Here is a 17,069-nt window from a genome sequence, read left to right on the forward strand (position 1 = left end):
CTTGTGGGAGAAGGTGGATCGGCGCGATAGCGCCGAGACGGATGAGGGGTGCTCCAGCGGAGTGAGACGTTGGCGTTCCCTGGAACACCCCTCATCCGTCTTGCCGCTGCGCGGCAATCCACCTTCCTCCACAAGGGGGGAAGGAAGAAGCGCATGCCGATGCACCCTCATCATTGCCGCCCCCGCATGGTAATAAACGCGCCGAACATAACCACGGCGACCATGATGGCGCCTTCGATGATGGCGGTGACGTTGGGGTCGATGGCGAGCAGGGTGAGATCCGTGCGCACCAGGCGCAGCACGAAGACGGCGACGATGGGGCCGAGCAGGCCGCCTTTGCCGCCGCCGAGCGCCACGCCACCCAGCACCACGGCGGCGACGCTGGCCAAGAGATAGGGGCCGGGAATGGGCGCGCCGATGCCGGTGCTCATGGTCAGCGCCAGCCCGCCCATGGCTGCGAACAGGCCCGACAGCGCATAGGCGACAATGCGGGTAGGGGCGACCGGCACGCCTGAGCGGAACGCCGCCAGTTCGCTCGAGCCGATGGCGTAGATGGAGAGGCCGAGGCGCGAGCGCCTGAGCGGTATCCAGACGATGCAGAGGCAGACGATGAGCACCAGCAGCGCCTTGGGCAGCCAGGCGTCGATGGCGTCGGGCAAGCCCGGTATCGGCACGGTGCCCGAGATCAGCGCCTTCAGCCATTCGGCGGCGCTTCCGCCCGGCGCGCCGAGCACCAGAAGGGCGGCCCCCTGCAGCACGAACAGCATGGCCAGCGTCACGACGATGTCGGGCACGCGGGTGACGACGATCAGCAGTCCGTTCAGCGCGCCGAGCACGAGGCCCATGGCGAGCACGAAGGGCACCACGAACAGCGCGTATTCCTCGCTCGCGCCAGCCATCATCGAGGCGGCGGTGACGCTGGTCAACGCCATCATGGCAGCGACCGACAGGTCGATGCCGCCGGCGATGACGACCACCGTCTGCGCGGCGACAGCGAAGGCATAGGGCAGAACGGCCCGCGCCAGCGAGCCGAAGTCGCCGCTGCCATAGCCCGGCTGGATCAGCTTGGTGACGACGAACAGCACGACGAGGAGAGCGAACAGGCCGGTGACCCAGCCTTGGCGGCGCAGGAAATGGCTCATGGCGCCGCCTCCGGCGCATCGGAAGCGTTCGCGGTGGGGTCGGCCAAAATGCCGACATCGGCTTTGACGCCGCGCGGCAGGCCGTAGGCTGCGCGCATCAGCGCCGGCTCGTCGGCTTCCTCGACCGGGAAGATGTCGACCAAGCGGCCGCCGAAGATGACGATGACGCGGTCGCAGACGCGCTGCACCTCTTCGAGTTCCGAGGTGTAGAACAGCACCGACTTGCCGTTGCCGGCAAGTTCGCGCAGCAATTTGTAGATCTCCTGCTTGGTGCCGACATCGATGCCGCGCGTCGGGTCGAAGCACAGGATGGTTCGGGCATCGGCAGCGATCCAGCGGGCGATGGTCACCTTCTGCTGGTTGCCGCCGGACAGGCGTTGCACCTCGCCCTGCGCGCGGGTGTCGATCTGCAGCCGCTCGATGGCGCTGGCCACCTTCGCGCGCTCCCGGCGCATTTTGATCGGTCCCCAGTGGCGGAACGCAGCACTGAAGGGTAGCGCGATGTTCTCGCGCACCGAGCGCTGCATGGCGAGCGCCTCGGCGCGGTCGCCCGGCACATAGGCGATGCCGGCACGGATGGCGTCGATCGGGTGCGAGAACTTTGCCGGCTGGCCGTCGACCTCGATGGTGCCGCCGGATGGGCGGATCGAGCCGGCCAGGGCGGAAAACAACTCGTCCTGGCCCTGGCCTTCGAGCGCGACGACGCCGGCGACTTCGCCATCTCCGAGATCGAAGGAGACATCGCTGAGCTTGGTGCCGACGCGCAGGTTGCGCACGCTTATGCGCGGCCGGGAGGCGATGGGCGCCTCCTTTTCGGCAGCGCTGCGGGCGGCAACGTGGGTCTTGACGATGCGGGTGCCGAGCATCAGCTCGACGATCTTTTCCTCGACGCCCGGCACGATGTCGACAACGCCGACGGTCTCGCCATCGCGCAGCACGGTGGCGCGATCGCAGAGCGCGGAGATTTCGACGAAGCGATGCGAGATGAAGATCACGGCGCGGCCGCTGTCGCCTTGGCGGCGCACCACTTCCAGCACTTTCTCGGCGAGGTTGGCGGGCAGCGCCGCCGTCATTTCGTCGAGCAGCAGCACGTCGGGCTCGACGGCAAGTGCCCGCGCCAGGTCGAGCACGCGCAGCACGGCCAGCGGGATGTCGCGCGCGGTGTCGCGCAGGTCGAGGTCGGGAATGCCGAGTTCGCGCACCCAGGCGCGGAACGGCTCGACCGGCGTGCCGGTCAGCCGCAGGTTGGAAAGCACGTCGAGATCGGGGATCAGCGACGGTTCCTGGTAGACCGGCAACAGGCCGGCGCGGCGTCCGGCGGCCGGCGAACGGATGTCGCGCGCTTCGCCCCGGATCAGGATGCGGCCGGCATTGGCTTGGATCGCTCCCGTCAGGATCTTCACCAGCGTCGACTTGCCGGCGCCATTGGCGCCCATCAACGCATGCACCTCGCCCGGCAGCACGGACAGGGACGCGTTGCGAAGGGCGGCAACCGCGCCGTAATTCTTGGCGACGCCGGTGGCGTCGAGGAGAGGGCTGGTGGTCAAATTGTTGGGTCTCGGGTCAAGCTGTTCAGGTATTTCTGGAACCGACTGGCCGCAACGGTGACCTTCCCTTCTCCCCTTGTGGGAGAAGGTGGCCTCGCGAAGCGAGGTCGGATGAGGGGTGTTCCAGGGAACGCCAACGTCTCACTTCGCTGGAACACCCCTCATCCGTCTCGGCGCTGCGCGCCGATCCACCTTCTCCCGCAAGGGGAGAAGGCAGAAGCGCGGGTGCTTACTCTCCCGGGCCCTTGCAGGCCACGATCTGCTCCTTCGTGTACGTCGTCCAGTCCGGGATCGAGATCGAGACTGGCCATTCGGGGCTGAGCGATGGGTCGGCGGCGGCCTTGAGCTTGGCCTTGCCTTCGTCGGTCGCGTTGTCCCACAGTTGTGGGTCGACCAGCACGGTCTGCTGTGCCGGCTTCTTGCCGTCGAGGATCTGCAGCGCCAGCGTGACGCCAGCACCGCCGATCGAGCCGGGGTTGGTGACGGCAGCGCCGACGAGGCCCTTGACCGAGCTCAACTGGCCGACGAAGCCGGCATTGTCGGCACCGACCACCGGCACCAGCGGGGCCTGCGATTCAACCAGCGCGTCGACGATGACATTGTCGATGCCGGACGTCCACACGCCGTTGAACGGGGTGCCGGTGGCCAGGAACGACAGCATCTGCTGCTTGGCCTGGTCCTGCTGCCAGCCGGTGAAGACCTCCTGTGCGACCTTCACGTCGGGGAATTCGGCCAGCGCCTTCTTGAAGCCCTTGTCGCGATCGGAATCGGCCGAAGCGCCGGCGGCGCCGCGCATGTAGAACACCTCGCCCTTGCCGCCCATCTGCTGGAACAGCCACTTGGCGCCGAGATAGGCGTATTGTTCCTGGTTGTTGGAGATGATGTAGGCCGACGGTTCGGTGACCGCCTGGTCGACGGCGACGACGACGATGCCGGCCTTGGTGGCTTCCTCGAGGCCCGCCTTGATGCCGGCCGGATCGGCGGGGTTGACGACGATGGCGTCGACCTTGGCGCTGATCAGGTTGCGGATGTCTTCCAACTGGCCGGCGGCATCGGTGTTGCGGTGGGCGATGTTGAGCTTGGCGACCTCGCCGGATGCCAGCGCCTGCGCCTTCATGGCGCAGACCATCTCCTCGCGCCAGCCATTGCCCTGCACGGTGTTGGAGATGCCGATCGTGTATTTGCCGGCGGCGGCAGAGACGCCTACCGAGGCCAGCAAGGCGGCACCCGCAAGGAGCGGGACCATGGTCAGGATTTTTTTCATTTCAGACTTCCTCCACATTGTTTTTCAGTTCCAGTTCAACCCGTTGAAGCACGCCGCTGACAAAGTGAGTCAGACGGTGTGCTCCAATTTACTTGACGAAAGGACGCAGCACGTCGCGGGCGAGCAGAAAGCCCCGCTTCACCTGATCGTCGCTGCCTTCAAATCGCCTGTCCTCATGTTCGATGATGACGGATCCGTCATAGCCGGCGCGGTAGAGGCCGGAGAAGAAGCCATTCCAGTCGACATCGCCCAGCCCCGGCATGCGCGGCACCTGCCAGCCTATGCCAGCGGAGAGAATTCCGCGCTCGTACAAACCATCACGATCAATCATCAGGTCCTTGGCGTGGACATGCAGCATGTAGGGGCCGAATTCCCTGATGAAGCGGGCCTGGTCGATCATCTGCCAGACCAGATGCGAGGGGTCGAAATTCATGCCCACCTCGCCGCCCCAGGCTTCCAGGATGCGGCGCCAGACCTGTGGCGAATAGGCGATGTTGTGCCCGCCCGGCCACTCGTCATAGCTGAAGATCATCGGGCAGTTCTCGAAGGCGAGTTTTACACCGTGCCCGCGTGCAAAAGCGACGATTTCGGGCCAGACTTTCAGCGCGTCCTGCCAGTTGACGTCGACGGTCTTCGAGGCATCGCCGCCGCAGAAGGTGTTGACCACGGGAACGCCCATATTGGCGGCCAGCACGATCACCTTCTTGAGATGGCCAATGACCGCCTCGCGGTGGGCGGCATCCGGATCCAGCGGGTTCGGATAGTAGCCGAGGCCGGAGACGATGAGGTTCTTTTCCGCCAGCGAGGCGACGATCTCCTTGGCCTGCGCGGGCGAGGTGGAAGCCGCGTCGATGTGGCTGGTGCCGGCATAGCGGCGGGTCGCGCCGGACGTTTTCGGCCAGCAGGCGATTTCCAGCGCCTCGAAGCCGGCCTGATTTGCCCAGTCGGCGACCTCGCCGAGCGGCGTCTCCGCAAACGGTGCGGTGAGCAGTCCAAGTTTCATAGTGCCTCCCAACCCTTATAATGCCGATTGTTTGGATCGCTTCAACCTCGCGACCTCATCTTGTTCAAGACTGTGCCTGATAGCGGCCATCGGATCGTCCGAAAGCAGATCATCAAGCGCTGACGTAACGGCCGCGCGAAGCGTCTCGTTCGCGGCAAGGCCGGGGTCGAATATCCCGTCGATGGCGAGAATGCCTGAAGCCAGCGCTGGTGCATCTCGGCCGGCCGTGTCGGCGATCCCAGCGACCTTGCCGGCATAGGGGTCCGACACCGGCCAGCGTTTGCCGAACCGGGTTGAGGCCTGGATTAGATAAGCCATCCAGCCGGCGACCGGCACCGACAGCAGGCCGATGCCGGCGCCCTGGCGCAAGCGGTCGCGGATCGGGTTGAGCAGGCGCTGGACGATCTTCTGCGAGCCATCGGTGGCGATCTGGTGGTTGCGGTGGCGGATCGCGGTGTTCTGCAGCCGGCCGAGACTTTGCTCGACATAGGCGAGGGGCAGGACGCCGGGCACCGGCGTCAACGTCGGCAGCGTTTCTTGCACCAGCATGCGTCGTACAAAGGCCAACAGCAGCGGGTCGGCGACGGCATCGAAAGTGTGTTCCAGCCCGGCCAGCACGCCCAGCGTGGCGAGCGTCGTCTGGGCGCCGTTCAGCACCCGCATCTTGAGATGCTCGAAGGGGGTGACGTCGTCGACGAAGGTGGCGCCGACCAGATCCCAGCGCGGCACGCGGCCGGCGAATTTCTGTTCGATCACCCATTGCCGAAATGGCTCGCCGACTGCGACCGCATCATCGCGGTAGCCGAACCATTGCTCGACGCTGTCGAGGTCATCGCGCGTCACCGCCGGCGCGATGCGGTCGACCATGGCGCAGGGGAAGGCGGCGTTGGCCGCTATCCAGTCGGCCAGCCCTTTGTCGCGCCGCTCGGCGAAAGTCCGCACGACCTTTTCGAGGATGACGCCGTTGGTCGGGATGTTGTCGCAGGAGAGCAGCGTCATCGGTTGGCCATGCGTGGCCCTGCGCTGCTCCAGCGCTTGCGCGAGGATGCCCGGCACACTGCGCGGTGCCTGGGAATTGGTGAGGTCATGGACGATGTCGGGATGGCCGAGATCGAGTTCGCCGCTCGACGGAATGTGGCAATAGCCTTTTTCGGTCACCGTCATCGTTACCAGATCGATGTCGGGCGAGGCGAGCACGTCGAGCGCCGGTTTGGCGCTTTCCTGGCTGTCGACCACCTTGACGATGCTGCCGATGACGCGCGCCTCGACATGGCTATTCTCGCGGATCAGCCTTGTGTAGAGGCCGCTCTGCCGGCCGAGCGTGCCGGCAAGGCTGGGCGGGCGGATGTTGATGCCGACCACGCCCCAGCGGTCGAACTGCAGCGACAGCAGGTCATCGGTGTATTCGGCCTGGTGGCAGCGGTGGAACGCACCGACACCGAGATGCGCCATGCCCGGGGCGAGGGCCGCGCGGTCATAGGCCGGTGTCTGGACCGACACAGGCAAGCGATCGAGCAGCGCCGGCCCCAATGTTTCGGGTGAAGCGTTCACCGGTTCGCCCCGATCACGGACTGTTCCTGGTCGATCACGGCGCCGGTCATCGGTCCGGCCGCGTCGGACAGCAGGAAGACGGCGAGGTTGGCGATGTCGTTCGGCGTCAACAGCCTGCCGAAAGGCTGAGCGGCGTTGGCGGCGTCGAGCCAGCCCGGGCCGTTGCCCAAAATTTCGGATTGCATGACGCGTTCGGCCGGCGTGTCGGTCCAGCCGACATTGATGCCGTTGACGCGGATGCGGTCGAAACGGTGGGCGTTGGCTGCATTCTTGGTCAGCGTCGCCAGCGCGCCCTTGGTGGCTGAATAGACCGCGAGCTCGGGCGAGCCGCAATGGGCGTTGATCGACAGGATGTTGACGATCGAGCCGCCCTGGCCGCGCTTCTTCATGTCGGCGATGGCAGCCTGCATCAGGAAGAATGGTGCCCGCGCGTTGACGGCGAACAGCGAGGCCCAGTCGTCGAGACTGGCATCGAGGAAGGAGGCACGGTCGGTCAGGCCGGCGGCGTTGACCAGGCCGTCGATGCGGCCGAAGCGGTCGATGCAGGCTTGCGCCAGAAGGGCGGGGGTTGCCGGGTCTCCGAGGTCGGCGGCGACGAAGATGGTCGGCGTGCCGGTGGCCGACAGTTCCGCCGCCACGGCGTCGCCGCGTTTGCCATCGCGCCCGGTGATCAGCAACCCGCCGGCGCCGGCGCGCGCCAGCGTCTGCGCGATCGCGCGGCCGATGCCTTGCGTCGCGCCGGTGACCAGCACGACCTTGCCTTGAAGATGAAGCTCCATTCCTCCTCCCGGAACAAAGTTTCTATTTTTTGAAATATGGAACGGCAATTCCCGATAGTCAATTGTGCCAGCGGGGCCTCACGTGCCGCGCCGCGCGGCGACCCCTTGGACCAGTGCCATGCCGACCGCCAATGAGGCCGCCAGCGAGCGAAAGCCGGCGAAGTCGGATTCCACCACTTCCAGCCAGCTGTCCGACAGCCGGATCAATGGGCTGAAGGTGCTGTCGGTGATGGTGACGATGCGGGCCTTGCGCTCATGCGCCACCGCGACGAGGTCCGGGGTGATCGAATTGTAGGGGCTGAACGAGACGGCCAGCACCGCGTCGCGCGCGCCGATGCAGCCGACCTGGTCGAGTGCCGAGGAGCCGACATTGTCGACCAGCACATTGCGCACGCCCTGTTGAGACAAGGTCAGCGACAGATAGCTGGTGACAGGGAAGGCGCGCTTGGAGCCGATGACGTAGATGAGGTCGGCGCCAGCCAGCAGCGCCACCATCTTCTCGAAACTCTCGACGTCGAAGCCGGCCTCGATGCGGCCAAGCGAGGCCTGCGAGGCGCCAACCATGCCATGCAGGAAATGCAGATTGGCATTGGCCTCTGTCTTTTCCTGGCCACGCCCTTCCGGCCATGATCCCTTGACGTGGTCCTTGAACAGGCCCTGGAAATCGGAAAAACCGGAGTAACCGAAGATCTGGGCAAAGCGCACCAGCGTCGAGGGCTGCACGCCTGCCTGGGCGGCCACCTGCGCGATGGTGCCGAGCGCGACGTCGCTCGGATGCTGCCACAGGAAGATCGCCACCTGGCGCAGCCGTTTGGGAAAATGCACCGTGCCCGACGACAGTACCGCGCGCAGTTCCTCATAGGTCCGCGGCTGGATGTAGCCCAGTGCTGCCAGCGAGCGCCCGCGCTTGCGCGTCGCCGCCTCGTCGGCAATGGACCGTCCCGATGATTTGCGCGCCCCGCTCATGTTTTCAGGCTAGCGCGATACGATCGTTTTACAATATGGAAATTGGAAATGGCGTTCGACGGTGAGTTGTGGTTTTGACGAGTGATGCCGACGGTCAAAGGTGGCGCTCTACGAGGCCCCCCTCTGTCCTGCCGGACATCTCCCCCTCAAGTGGGGAGATTGGACGTCATCTCTGCTTTCGCCAATCGCCAGCGTTGCAAGAAAGGCGCCGCAGTCGACGCTGCCAATCTCCCCCCTGGAGGGGGAGATGTCCGGCAGGACAGAGGGGGGCGCCATAGAACTCGACGGTGGGTGCTGGCTTGATATCGGGCCTCAGCCCTTAAATCAGTCTGCTCGGAGGAGACAAACATGGTCTACGCAACATCTGACGGGTCGGCGGGCAAGCGCCTGCGGGTTGGCATGGTCGGCGGCGGCCGCAATGCCTTCATCGGCGCGGTGCACCGGCTCGCCATGCGCCTTGACGACCAGATCGCGCTGGTCGCCGGCGCGCTGTCGTCCGATCCGGAGAACGCCGCCGCCTCTGCCGCCGAGATCGGCATCGCGCCGGAGCGCAGCTATGCGGACTACCATGCCATGGCCAAGGCCGAGGCGGCGCGGCCGGATGGCATAGAGGCCGTCGTCATCGTCACGCCCAACCATCTGCACGCGCCGATCGCCGCTGCCTTCCTCGAAGCCGGCATCGACGTGATCTGCGACAAGCCGCTATCGACGACGCTAGATGACGCCGAGGCGCTGGTGGCCTTGGCGAAGGCGAAGAAGCGCCGCTTCGTCGTCACGCTGAACAACACCGGCTACGCCATGGTGCGCCAGGCGCGCGAGATGGTGGCGGCGGGCGAGCTTGGCCGGATCGTGTCGGTGCACGGCGCCTATATCCAGGACTGGCTGACGAAGCCGATCGACGCCGAGGGCCAGAAGCAGGCGGAATGGCGCACCGATCCGGCGCGGGCAGGGCAGTCGGCGGTGCTGGCGGACATCGGCGTGCATGCCTTCAATCTGGCGAGCTATACCTCGGGTTGCGAGGCCGAGACGGTGTCGGCCGATCTGTTCACCGCCGTGCCGGGGCGCCGGCTCGACGACAATGCGCATGTGCTGGTGCGCTGGACCGGCGGGGCGCGCGGCACGATCCTGGCCAGCCAGACGTCACCCGGCCACTACAATGACCTCTCCGTGCGCATCTATGGCGACAGAGCCGGGCTCGAATGGTCTGGAAGCCGGCCGGAGGAATTGCGCTTCTCCAGATATGGCGAGGAAACCCGCACGCTGGTGCGCGGCGGCCATGGCTCGACCGAGGAAAGCCGGCGCGTGTCGCGCATGCCGGCGGCGCATCCGGAAGGCTATATCGAGGCCTTCGCCAATTTCTACCGCGATGCAGCCGACATCATCCGCGCCCACCGCTCGGGTGGGGTGGTCGATGCGGCACGCGCGGCGCAGGTGCCTGACGTGGTCGATGGCGCGCGCGGGGTGAAATTCGTCGCCGCGGCGGTGGAATCGAACGCGGCGGGTGGAGCGTGGACGGCGGCGCGGTTCGAGGAATGACAGTCGATCTCCCCCCTTGAGGGGGAGATGCCCGGCAGGGCAGAGGGGGGCGCGAAGGAACGCCAGCCCTTCCGCATGGTCCGCTTTTACGCCAATCTCAACGAACACGGCTGATTTGGCCGAGAGGTTGGCGGGACAGCGCCCCCTCTGGCCTGCCGGCCATCTCCCCCTCGAGGGGGGAGATCACTGGATTCGCAGCTGCTTCGCCAGATCCGATAGCATCGGACGCTGCCCGACAAGCATCTTTACCTCGGCCTCAGGCAGGCTGAACCAGCCCGCTCTGTCGACCTCCGGGAATTCCTTCATCGATCCCGACCGCGGCGGCCATTCCATGGTGAAGCTGTTGCTCTTGATCGCCGCCACGTCGATCTCCGCCCTGGCCTCCACCGACCAGGCGCTGACGATCTTGCCGCCCGGTTGCTTGTAATCGCCGAGGCGCGTGAAAAGGCCGTCGACCTTGATGCCGATTTCTTCCTCGGTTTCGCGTTGTGCCGCCACAAGCTCGTCCTCATTCTCGTCGACAAGGCCTTTCGGGATCGACCAGGCGCCATCGTCCTTCTTCGCCCAGAACGGGCCGCCGGGATGAACCAGCAGCACGCGGACATCGCCATCGCTTCGACGATAGATCAGCAGGCCGGCACTGCGTTTTGCCATTTTGCGTGTCCATTCGTGGCGCCGGTACGAGGTGGCCAATTGCCAGCCGATCATGGGTGCCGACCCTTGCATCGGCAAATTGCGACGCTATGTCAAACACGCCCGCATTGCACCTCATGTGCGAGTCCGGCAATCTGAAGTATCACTTTGGGGCGGCGTCGAAGGTCAGGTAAGGCGTCCGAATGCAACTGGGTCTGATCGGCTACTACAGCGACTTCGTGGTCTATCCGCTGGTGATCGCCATATTGGGAATAGCCGGGTTGATCGAGGCCGGCGAGGAGAGTGCGCCGGAGTGGATCGGTACGGTCATCTTCTGTCTCGGCCTGTGGACGCTGGTCGAATACGTCCTGCACCGCTTTGTCCTTCATCACATCCCCTACATCAGGGACCTGCACGACCGTCATCATGTCGAGGAGCGCAGTTCGGTGGGTACGCCAACCTGGCTCAGTCTGGGTGTGCATGCGCTGGTCGCCTTCCTGCCGGTGTGGATGGCCTTCGGTTTCGCGACCGCGAGCGCGGTCAGTTGCGGCCTGATGCTGGGCTATCTCTGGTACATCAGCATCCACCACATGATCCATCACTGGCATCCCAGACATCCCAGTTATCTCTACACGCTCAAGCGCCGCCACGCAGTGCATCATCACATCGACGATACCGCCAATTTCGGCGTGACGTCGATATTCTGGGATCGGGTTTTCGGTACGGCGCAGCTCTGAGGGCCGGGGCGTATCTCGATCCCGGCAGGTCCGGCGTCATTGTCATGGCGGCCGGCCCGAGATAGCCTGCCCCGAGATAGCCTGCATTGATGTGCTGGGACCGGGGGCGTGCCGGGAATGCTTCTGCCATTCTTGTATTGGCCTGCATATCATCGCCTTGGCAGGCTGAAATGGGTTGCTCTTTTCGCGCCGTTCATCCTGTTGTCCGGCTACATCGCCTATGGCTTTGTCGGCATCCAGCTCGACTCACCGCTCACCGCCCTCAGGCACTTTGCCGCGTTCCCGAACTGTGCAGCGGCTCGCGCCGTCGGTCTTGCCCCCGCGCGCAAGGGGCAGCCCGGCTATTGGCCGACGCACGATGCCGACAAAGACGGCATCGCTTGCGAGCCTTGGCACGGGGAAAGCGCCAGCGGCGTCAAGGTGCATCGCTATTGGCAGCGGCAGGTAGTTCTCACAGTTCCTTTTCCGCCAGCTCCCTGAATTCGTCGGGCACCGAGCGCGCCGCTTCGAGCGCCACCGTGCCGTAGCCGACGGCCTGTTTGCCGAAGCGCTCGCGGATCTTGTCGATGGCGCGGTCGGCGCCGAAGCGCGCCAGGCCTTTCGCAGTGCCCGGCCGGTGCTTTTCGTCGGCAAGGCCGAGCGGCAGTTCGAGCTGCAGCTCGGCACTTTCCCAGAGGTGCGAGACCGAGATCGCCAGCAGCGAGATCGTTCTTTCGTGCGGATTGTCGGCGAGCACGCCGCGTACCAGATCGCCTGCGATTTCGGCCAGCGTCGTGGTCGCCGAGATCGGCTGGTCGAGCGTGATCGAACGGGTCACGGCGCTGAGATCGGCAAAGCGCACACGCACGGTCACCGTGCGGCCGGGCCGCGCCTTGGCGCGCAGCCGGCTGGCGACGCGGTCGGCCAGATGCAGCAAAGTGGGCACGATGACGCGCGCCACGGCTGGCTTCTGACCGAGCGCCGACTGCGCGCCGGCCGAGTGCGCGCGGCGCTTCGTCTCCAGTTTCCTCGGGTCGCGGTTCCACGACAAAGCCGAGAGCTTTTCGCCGGCGGCGGGACCGAGTAGCCGCGTCAGCGCGCCGCTGTGCGTCCTGGCCAGCTGGCCTATGGTCTCGACGCCGATTTCGGCCAGCCGCGCCATGGTCGCCGGGCCAACACCCCACATCAGGCCGACCGGCAAATCGTGCAGGAAGGCAAGCTCGGTGCCGGGATCGACCACCACCAGCCCGTCGGGCTTGGCGACCTGCGAGGCGATCTTGGCCAGATGCTTGGTGCGCGCGACGCCGATCGAGATCGGCAGACCGAGTTCGGCCCGCACACGGCGGCGGATGGTTGCGGCGATCTCTTGCGGTTGCCCGAACAGGTGCGTGCAGCCGGCGACATCGGCGAAGGCCTCGTCGATGGAGATGCGCTCGACGAGCGGCGTAAAATCGTCGAGCACCTTGATCGCCGCGTCGCCAAGCCGCTGGTAGTGGCTGAAATTGCCGCCGACGAAGATCAGCTGCGGGCAGAGCTCGCGCGCCTTGCGCCCCGGCATGCCGCCGCGCACGCCGAAGGCACGCGCCTCATAGGAGGCGGCGAGCACGACGCCGCCGCCGACCGCGATCGGCTTGCCGCGCAGCGACGGGTCGAGCAACTGTTCGACCGAGGCATAGAACGCATCGAGATCGGCATGCAGGATGGTGGCTGTCGTTTCCATCCCGACCGCTCATCCACAGTTGCTGATAGATGCGAACATATAGAGAACAAAAAGTGATCACCGTCAAGCCGTGACCCCATATCCCTTGCCGCCGCCGGGGCCTGGAAAGTCCTCTTGGGCAAGACAGCGTAGCCGCCTAGACAATATGCTCCGCCCGCAGCGCCGCTTTCAGCCGTTCCAGCGCCGGCTCGCCACCGGCCGCAAGCTCGTCGGCGATGCGGGCGAGATGATCGTCGGCCTTGCGATGCTTGCTGCCCCAGGCGCCGAGCGTTGCCAGCACCGGCAACAGGTCGACGCCGGCCTCGGTCAGCCGGTAGATCGCCTTCAGCCCGTGGGTCGGGTCATCGCTGCGGGTGAGGATGCCTTCTTCCTGGAGCGTCTGCAGCCGCTCGGCCAGCGTGCGTGAGGAGATGCCTTCGTCGGATTGCAGGAACTCGCGAAAGTGCTTTTTCCCAGCGAAGATCAGATCGCGGACGATGAGCAGGGTCCAGCGGTCGCCGAGCAGTTCCAGCGACAGGTTGATCGGGCAGCCGGATTTTTCACGGGTCGACATCTATGGTTCCGTTTTTAAATCACTTTACTATTGACATCATTCTGTGCATGCGTCAAATGGTTCCAAAAGTAAATCATTCTGTTGCCATAGTGGCTCGTTTTCGCAGAGGAGGACGACATGCAAGCAATCGAGAGCAACGTCGCACCAAAGACCGTCGTGGTTGTCGGCGCCACCAGTGAGGTCGGCAAGGAGGTCGCTTCCGTGCTGGCCGGCCAGGGGCACAAAGTGCGCGGCGTGGCGCGCAGCCTGGGCGTTGCGCTTGACGACGCCGACGCTCTGGCATCCGCCTTCTCCGGTGCCGACAGCGCCTATGTGATGATCCCCTTCGACGTCACCGCGCCGGATCTGCATCGCTTCGAGGATGAGGTCGGCGAGCGGCTGGCAGCGGCGATCACGCATTCAGGCATGCGCCGTGTCGTGCTGCTCAGCGGCCTCAATGCTCATCTCAAAAAGGGTACTTCGCTGGGCGCCGCGATGATGGAGGAGCGGCTCGAAGCGCTTAGCCTCGACGAGCTGGTGTTCCTGCGCGCCTCGTTCTTCATGGAGAATTTTGCCAAGGGCCTGGGCTTTGTCCAGCAAGCCGCTTCCGGTGTCTTCGCCACGCCGTTCCGCGGCGACCTGCCAATGCCGCTCATTACCGCCTGCGATGTCGGGCAGCGCGCCGCCGCCTTGCTGGGCGCTGGCCGGTTCCCGGCCGAGCGGGTCGTCGAACTGCATGGCGGCGGTTACTATGCCTTTGAACAAGCCACCGCGATCCTCGGCAAGGCGATCGGCAGGCAAGTCACCTATCATGCCGTGCCCTTCGCCGATGCCCGCGAAGGCATGGTCGCCAACGGCCTGTCGGCGAGCTTTGCCGATGCGCTCGGCGAAACGGCGGCGAGCTTCAACAAGGGCGATCGCTGGGCGCTGGAGGCACCGTCGGTCAGCAACACCACGCCGACCACTTTCGAGAGCTGGGCGCACGCTTTCGCCCGCTCGCAAAGCGCTGCCTGATCCTTCCCATCCAGAATCCGGAAACGAGGCGAACGCCATGAAAAAGCTGATCCTTCAGATGCAGATGTCGGTCGACGGCTATGTCGGCGCCAATGAGGATCATCGCTGGCAGCTTTGGGAGTGGGGCGAGGACAATGGCTGGGACGAGGAGCTGAAGCGCGATTTCAACACCGTCTTTGCCGGTATCGACACAATCCTGCTCAGCCGCAAGATGGCCGAGGAGGGGTACCTGACCCACTGGGGCAATGCGGCGAAGAAATATCCGGCCGATCCGTTCTACGCCTTCGCCCAGCGTATCGTCGAGGCACGCACGGTTGTGCCTACCGACAGGCTGAAGACCTCGCGGTGGGAGCGCACGACGGTGGTGAGCGGCGACCTGCCGCGCGAAGTCAAGGCGCTGAAGGCGGGGGAGGGCGGCGACATCGCCGTCTTCGGCGGCGCCGGCTTCGCCTCCGCGCTGATCGCTGCCGGGCTGGTCGACGAGTTCCAGCTGTTCGTCAACCCCGCGGCACTGGGCGCCGGCCGCCGGATTTTCGACCAGGGCGGTTTCCAGAAACTTCGGCTGCTCGGCTCGAAGGCCTATGCCTGCGGAATGGTGGTCAACCGCTACGCGCCGGGCGGCTGAGCCTCGCATCGATAAAAAGACGTTTGGGCAGAATCCTTTGCCCGGGTCTCTTCGTCTTCAAGCTGCGGTTGCCGGGATGGCGCCGCGGCAATCAAGACGGAGAAAAGCTGATGATCCTGGTGACGGGTGCTACGGGCCTGAACGGAAAAGCGATCGTGCGCGAGTTCGCGCGGCAGAAGCATGCAGTGCGGGCACTGGTTCGCGATCGGAACCGGGCATTGGCTGCAGGACTGGGCGAACTGGCCGGCGTCGACCTGATAGAGGGCGACATGCGCCGGGCGGAAACGCTTGGCGCTGCGCTCGACGGCGCCGATCGCGTGCTGATGATTTCGACCGCGGGCGACGACATGACCGAGACGCAGTGCCGTTTCATCGATGCCTGCAGAACGGCCGGCGTCGGGCATGTGGTGAAGTTCTCCGGCAGGGAGTCCAACATCGGCTACGACGCGACGAAGTTTCGCTTCACGCGCATGCATGAAGAGGTCGAGCGCTATCTGGAAGCGGCGGGGATGGCGTGGACGCATCTGCGCCCCAGCCAATTCATGCAGGTCTATCTGCGCGACGCACCGACGATCGCCGCCGAGGGCGCCTTCTATCTCGCGCTCGGCGACACCGAGCTGTCGCCGGTCGATGTCGAGGACATCGCCAAAGTGGCCTTCCGGCTGCTGCGCGATGGCGGCCATGCAGGCGAGAGCCTCGACATGACCGGCCCCGAGGCGCTGACGATGACCGACATCGCCGCGCGGATATCGCAGGCGATCGGCAAGCCGGTCCGCTATGTCGATGTGAGCCCGGAACAGCGGCGGCGCAACCTGCTGGCCGCCGGCATTCCGGCCGGTTTCGCCGATGCGCTGGACGAGCAACTGGCCGAGCGACGGCGGCGGCCGAAATCGCGGGTGCACCTGGCGACGCATGAGATGTTCGGCGTCCAGCCGACGCCGTTCGTCGAGTTCGCCCGGCGCCATGCGGCGGCGTTTGGCGGCGCGGCCTGAGCGCTCTCCCGAAAAAGCGAGCGCTGTGACGTATCCTTTTTGCCCGCTCGTCCGTCCTTGGCTTTGGAGGGTCGCGGGACCCGCGATCCATAACCCCGGAGGCTATTATGGCGAGCACTGAGAGTGAGGCAAACAGGAACCATTATGCGGCGTTCGTCGCCAATGCCGGCAAGCTGACCAGCCCGCAGGCGATCATCGATTTCAACGACACTCACTGGCCGGCGCTGACCGGCGAACCGGGCGGCGTCGACTATATCGAGGTGGATGCCGGCGGCGTGCCGGCGCTATGGATCGTCCCGAAGGGCGCCGACGCGGAGCGGGCGCTGTTTTACGCGCATGGCGGCGGCTTCGTCGGCGGCTCGATCTATACGCACCGTAAATTGGCCGGGCATCTCGCCAAGGCCATCGGCTGCCGCGCGCTGCTCTATGATTATCCGTTGGCACACCAGGCGAAGCATCCGGCTCAGCTCGAAGCAGCGATGACTGCCTGGAACTGGCTCACCGACGAGGGCTTCGACCCCGGACGGATCGTCATCGCCGGCGATTCCTGCGGCGCGGTGCTGACCTATGGGCTCCTGCAGCGGCTGCGTGCGCAGGGGAGGCCGCTGCCCGTCGCCACCCTGATCATCTCCGGCTGGTTCGACATGGCGCTGACCGCCGCCAGCTACGAGACCAACCGCGACAAGGACCCCGCCTTCGCCAAGGCCGGCGTCGACTGGCTGGTGGCCAATTTCATCGGCGATGCCGACCGGCGCGATCCTGAGGTCAGCCCGCTCTATGCCGACCTCTCCGGCTTTCCGCCCGTCTTCCTGCAGGCTGGCGCCGACGAGACGCTGGTCGACGAAAGCCGCATGTTCGCCGAGCGTGCGAGGCAGGCCTGCGTCGAGACGCGGCTCGATGTCTTCGATGGCATGCTGCACTCCTTCCAGATGATGGCCGGCCGGGCGCCCGAAGCCGATGACGCGATCGCCCGCCTCGCCGCCTGGGTGCGGCCGAAGCTTGGGCTGCCGGATGCCGTTGATGTTGCCGCCGGCGCGAAGGCGGCCTGA

Annotated in this window: 17 protein-coding genes; 7 read left to right on the forward strand and 10 right to left on the reverse strand. The window is 65.5% G+C overall.

Going from position 1 to position 17,069, the window contains the following annotated elements; genetic code table 11:
* Nucleotides 1-170: 170 nt before the first annotated feature.
* The 7 genes from LB568_RS24140 to LB568_RS24170 form a co-directional block, all read right to left on the reverse strand.
* Nucleotides 171-1,142 carry an ABC transporter permease gene (locus tag LB568_RS24140; RefSeq protein WP_224731432.1) on the reverse strand — a complete coding sequence of 324 codons (972 nt, stop codon included), beginning with the start codon at nucleotides 1,140-1,142 and terminating at the stop codon, nucleotides 171-173.
* Complete coding sequence (locus tag LB568_RS24145) at nucleotides 1,139-2,689, reverse strand: sugar ABC transporter ATP-binding protein (RefSeq protein WP_224731433.1); 1,551 nt, start codon at nucleotides 2,687-2,689, stop codon at nucleotides 1,139-1,141. The genes LB568_RS24140 and LB568_RS24145 overlap by 4 nt, the downstream gene beginning before the upstream one ends.
* Nucleotides 2,690-2,918: 229 nt before the next feature.
* Nucleotides 2,919-3,953, reverse strand: coding sequence for an ABC transporter substrate-binding protein (locus tag LB568_RS24150; protein ID WP_013894432.1), 1,035 nt, complete (start codon nucleotides 3,951-3,953; stop codon nucleotides 2,919-2,921).
* Nucleotides 3,954-4,041: 88 nt separating this feature from the next.
* The gene (locus LB568_RS24155) at nucleotides 4,042-4,956 is read right to left on the reverse strand and encodes a sugar phosphate isomerase/epimerase family protein (RefSeq protein WP_224731434.1); all 915 of its coding nucleotides are present in this window, start codon (nucleotides 4,954-4,956) and stop codon (nucleotides 4,042-4,044) included.
* Nucleotides 4,957-4,971: 15 nt separating this feature from the next.
* Nucleotides 4,972-6,507 carry a mannitol dehydrogenase family protein gene (locus tag LB568_RS24160; protein ID WP_224731435.1) on the reverse strand — a complete coding sequence of 512 codons (1,536 nt, stop codon included), beginning with the start codon at nucleotides 6,505-6,507 and terminating at the stop codon, nucleotides 4,972-4,974.
* Nucleotides 6,504-7,286, reverse strand: a complete 783-nt coding sequence (locus LB568_RS24165) for an SDR family oxidoreductase (protein WP_224731436.1) — start codon at nucleotides 7,284-7,286, stop codon at nucleotides 6,504-6,506. The genes LB568_RS24160 and LB568_RS24165 overlap by 4 nt, the downstream gene beginning before the upstream one ends.
* Before the next feature lie 78 nt (nucleotides 7,287-7,364).
* The gene (locus LB568_RS24170; protein WP_224731437.1) at nucleotides 7,365-8,252 is read right to left on the reverse strand and encodes a MurR/RpiR family transcriptional regulator; all 888 of its coding nucleotides are present in this window, start codon (nucleotides 8,250-8,252) and stop codon (nucleotides 7,365-7,367) included.
* Between the two features lie 348 nt (nucleotides 8,253-8,600).
* On the opposite strand from LB568_RS24170, the gene LB568_RS24175 reads away from it, so the two are divergent.
* A complete protein-coding gene (locus LB568_RS24175) occupies nucleotides 8,601-9,788 on the forward strand; it encodes a Gfo/Idh/MocA family protein (RefSeq protein ID WP_013894437.1) in 1,188 nt (395 codons plus the stop codon).
* 183 nt (nucleotides 9,789-9,971) lie between these two features.
* Here LB568_RS24175 and LB568_RS24180 read toward each other — a convergent pair whose 3' ends face one another.
* A complete protein-coding gene (locus LB568_RS24180; RefSeq protein ID WP_041164736.1) occupies nucleotides 9,972-10,442 on the reverse strand; it encodes an NUDIX domain-containing protein in 471 nt (156 codons plus the stop codon).
* 182 nt (nucleotides 10,443-10,624) lie between these two features.
* Here LB568_RS24180 and LB568_RS24185 point away from each other — a divergent pair, with 182 nt between their 5' ends.
* Together LB568_RS24185 and LB568_RS24190 are read left to right on the forward strand one after the other, a co-directional pair.
* The gene (locus tag LB568_RS24185) at nucleotides 10,625-11,158 is read left to right on the forward strand and encodes a sterol desaturase family protein (protein WP_013894439.1); all 534 of its coding nucleotides are present in this window, start codon (nucleotides 10,625-10,627) and stop codon (nucleotides 11,156-11,158) included.
* Nucleotides 11,159-11,275: 117 nt separating this feature from the next.
* Complete coding sequence (locus LB568_RS24190) at nucleotides 11,276-11,638, forward strand: excalibur calcium-binding domain-containing protein (protein WP_013894440.1); 363 nt, start codon at nucleotides 11,276-11,278, stop codon at nucleotides 11,636-11,638.
* On the opposite strand, the gene dinB is transcribed toward LB568_RS24190, so the two are convergent.
* Nucleotides 11,610-12,857: a DNA polymerase IV gene (gene dinB, locus LB568_RS24195; protein ID WP_224731438.1), complete on the reverse strand. Its 1,248-nt coding sequence runs from the start codon at nucleotides 12,855-12,857 to the stop codon at nucleotides 11,610-11,612. The genes LB568_RS24190 and dinB overlap by 29 nt on opposite strands.
* 136 nt (nucleotides 12,858-12,993) lie before the next feature.
* Complete coding sequence (locus LB568_RS24200) at nucleotides 12,994-13,410, reverse strand: winged helix-turn-helix transcriptional regulator (RefSeq protein ID WP_224731439.1); 417 nt, start codon at nucleotides 13,408-13,410, stop codon at nucleotides 12,994-12,996.
* A 117-nt stretch (nucleotides 13,411-13,527) separates the two neighbouring features.
* Between LB568_RS24200 and LB568_RS24205 the strand changes: the two genes are divergently transcribed.
* From LB568_RS24205 to LB568_RS24220, 4 genes are all read left to right on the forward strand, one after another.
* Nucleotides 13,528-14,403 carry an NmrA family NAD(P)-binding protein gene (locus tag LB568_RS24205; protein WP_224731440.1) on the forward strand — a complete coding sequence of 292 codons (876 nt, stop codon included), beginning with the start codon at nucleotides 13,528-13,530 and terminating at the stop codon, nucleotides 14,401-14,403.
* A gap of 37 nt (nucleotides 14,404-14,440) precedes the next feature.
* On the forward strand, nucleotides 14,441-15,028 hold the full coding sequence (locus tag LB568_RS24210) for a dihydrofolate reductase family protein (RefSeq protein ID WP_224731441.1): 588 nt from the start codon (nucleotides 14,441-14,443) through the stop codon (nucleotides 15,026-15,028).
* Nucleotides 15,029-15,138: 110 nt separating this feature from the next.
* Complete coding sequence (locus LB568_RS24215; RefSeq protein WP_224731442.1) at nucleotides 15,139-16,020, forward strand: SDR family oxidoreductase; 882 nt, start codon at nucleotides 15,139-15,141, stop codon at nucleotides 16,018-16,020.
* 107 nt (nucleotides 16,021-16,127) lie between these two features.
* Nucleotides 16,128-17,069 (forward strand): alpha/beta hydrolase, encoded by a 942-nt coding sequence (locus LB568_RS24220; protein WP_224731443.1) that lies wholly within the window; start codon nucleotides 16,128-16,130, stop codon nucleotides 17,067-17,069.

The organism is Mesorhizobium sp. B263B2A, assembly GCF_020165775.1.
GTDB classification, from domain to species: domain Bacteria; phylum Pseudomonadota; class Alphaproteobacteria; order Rhizobiales; family Rhizobiaceae; genus Mesorhizobium; species Mesorhizobium opportunistum.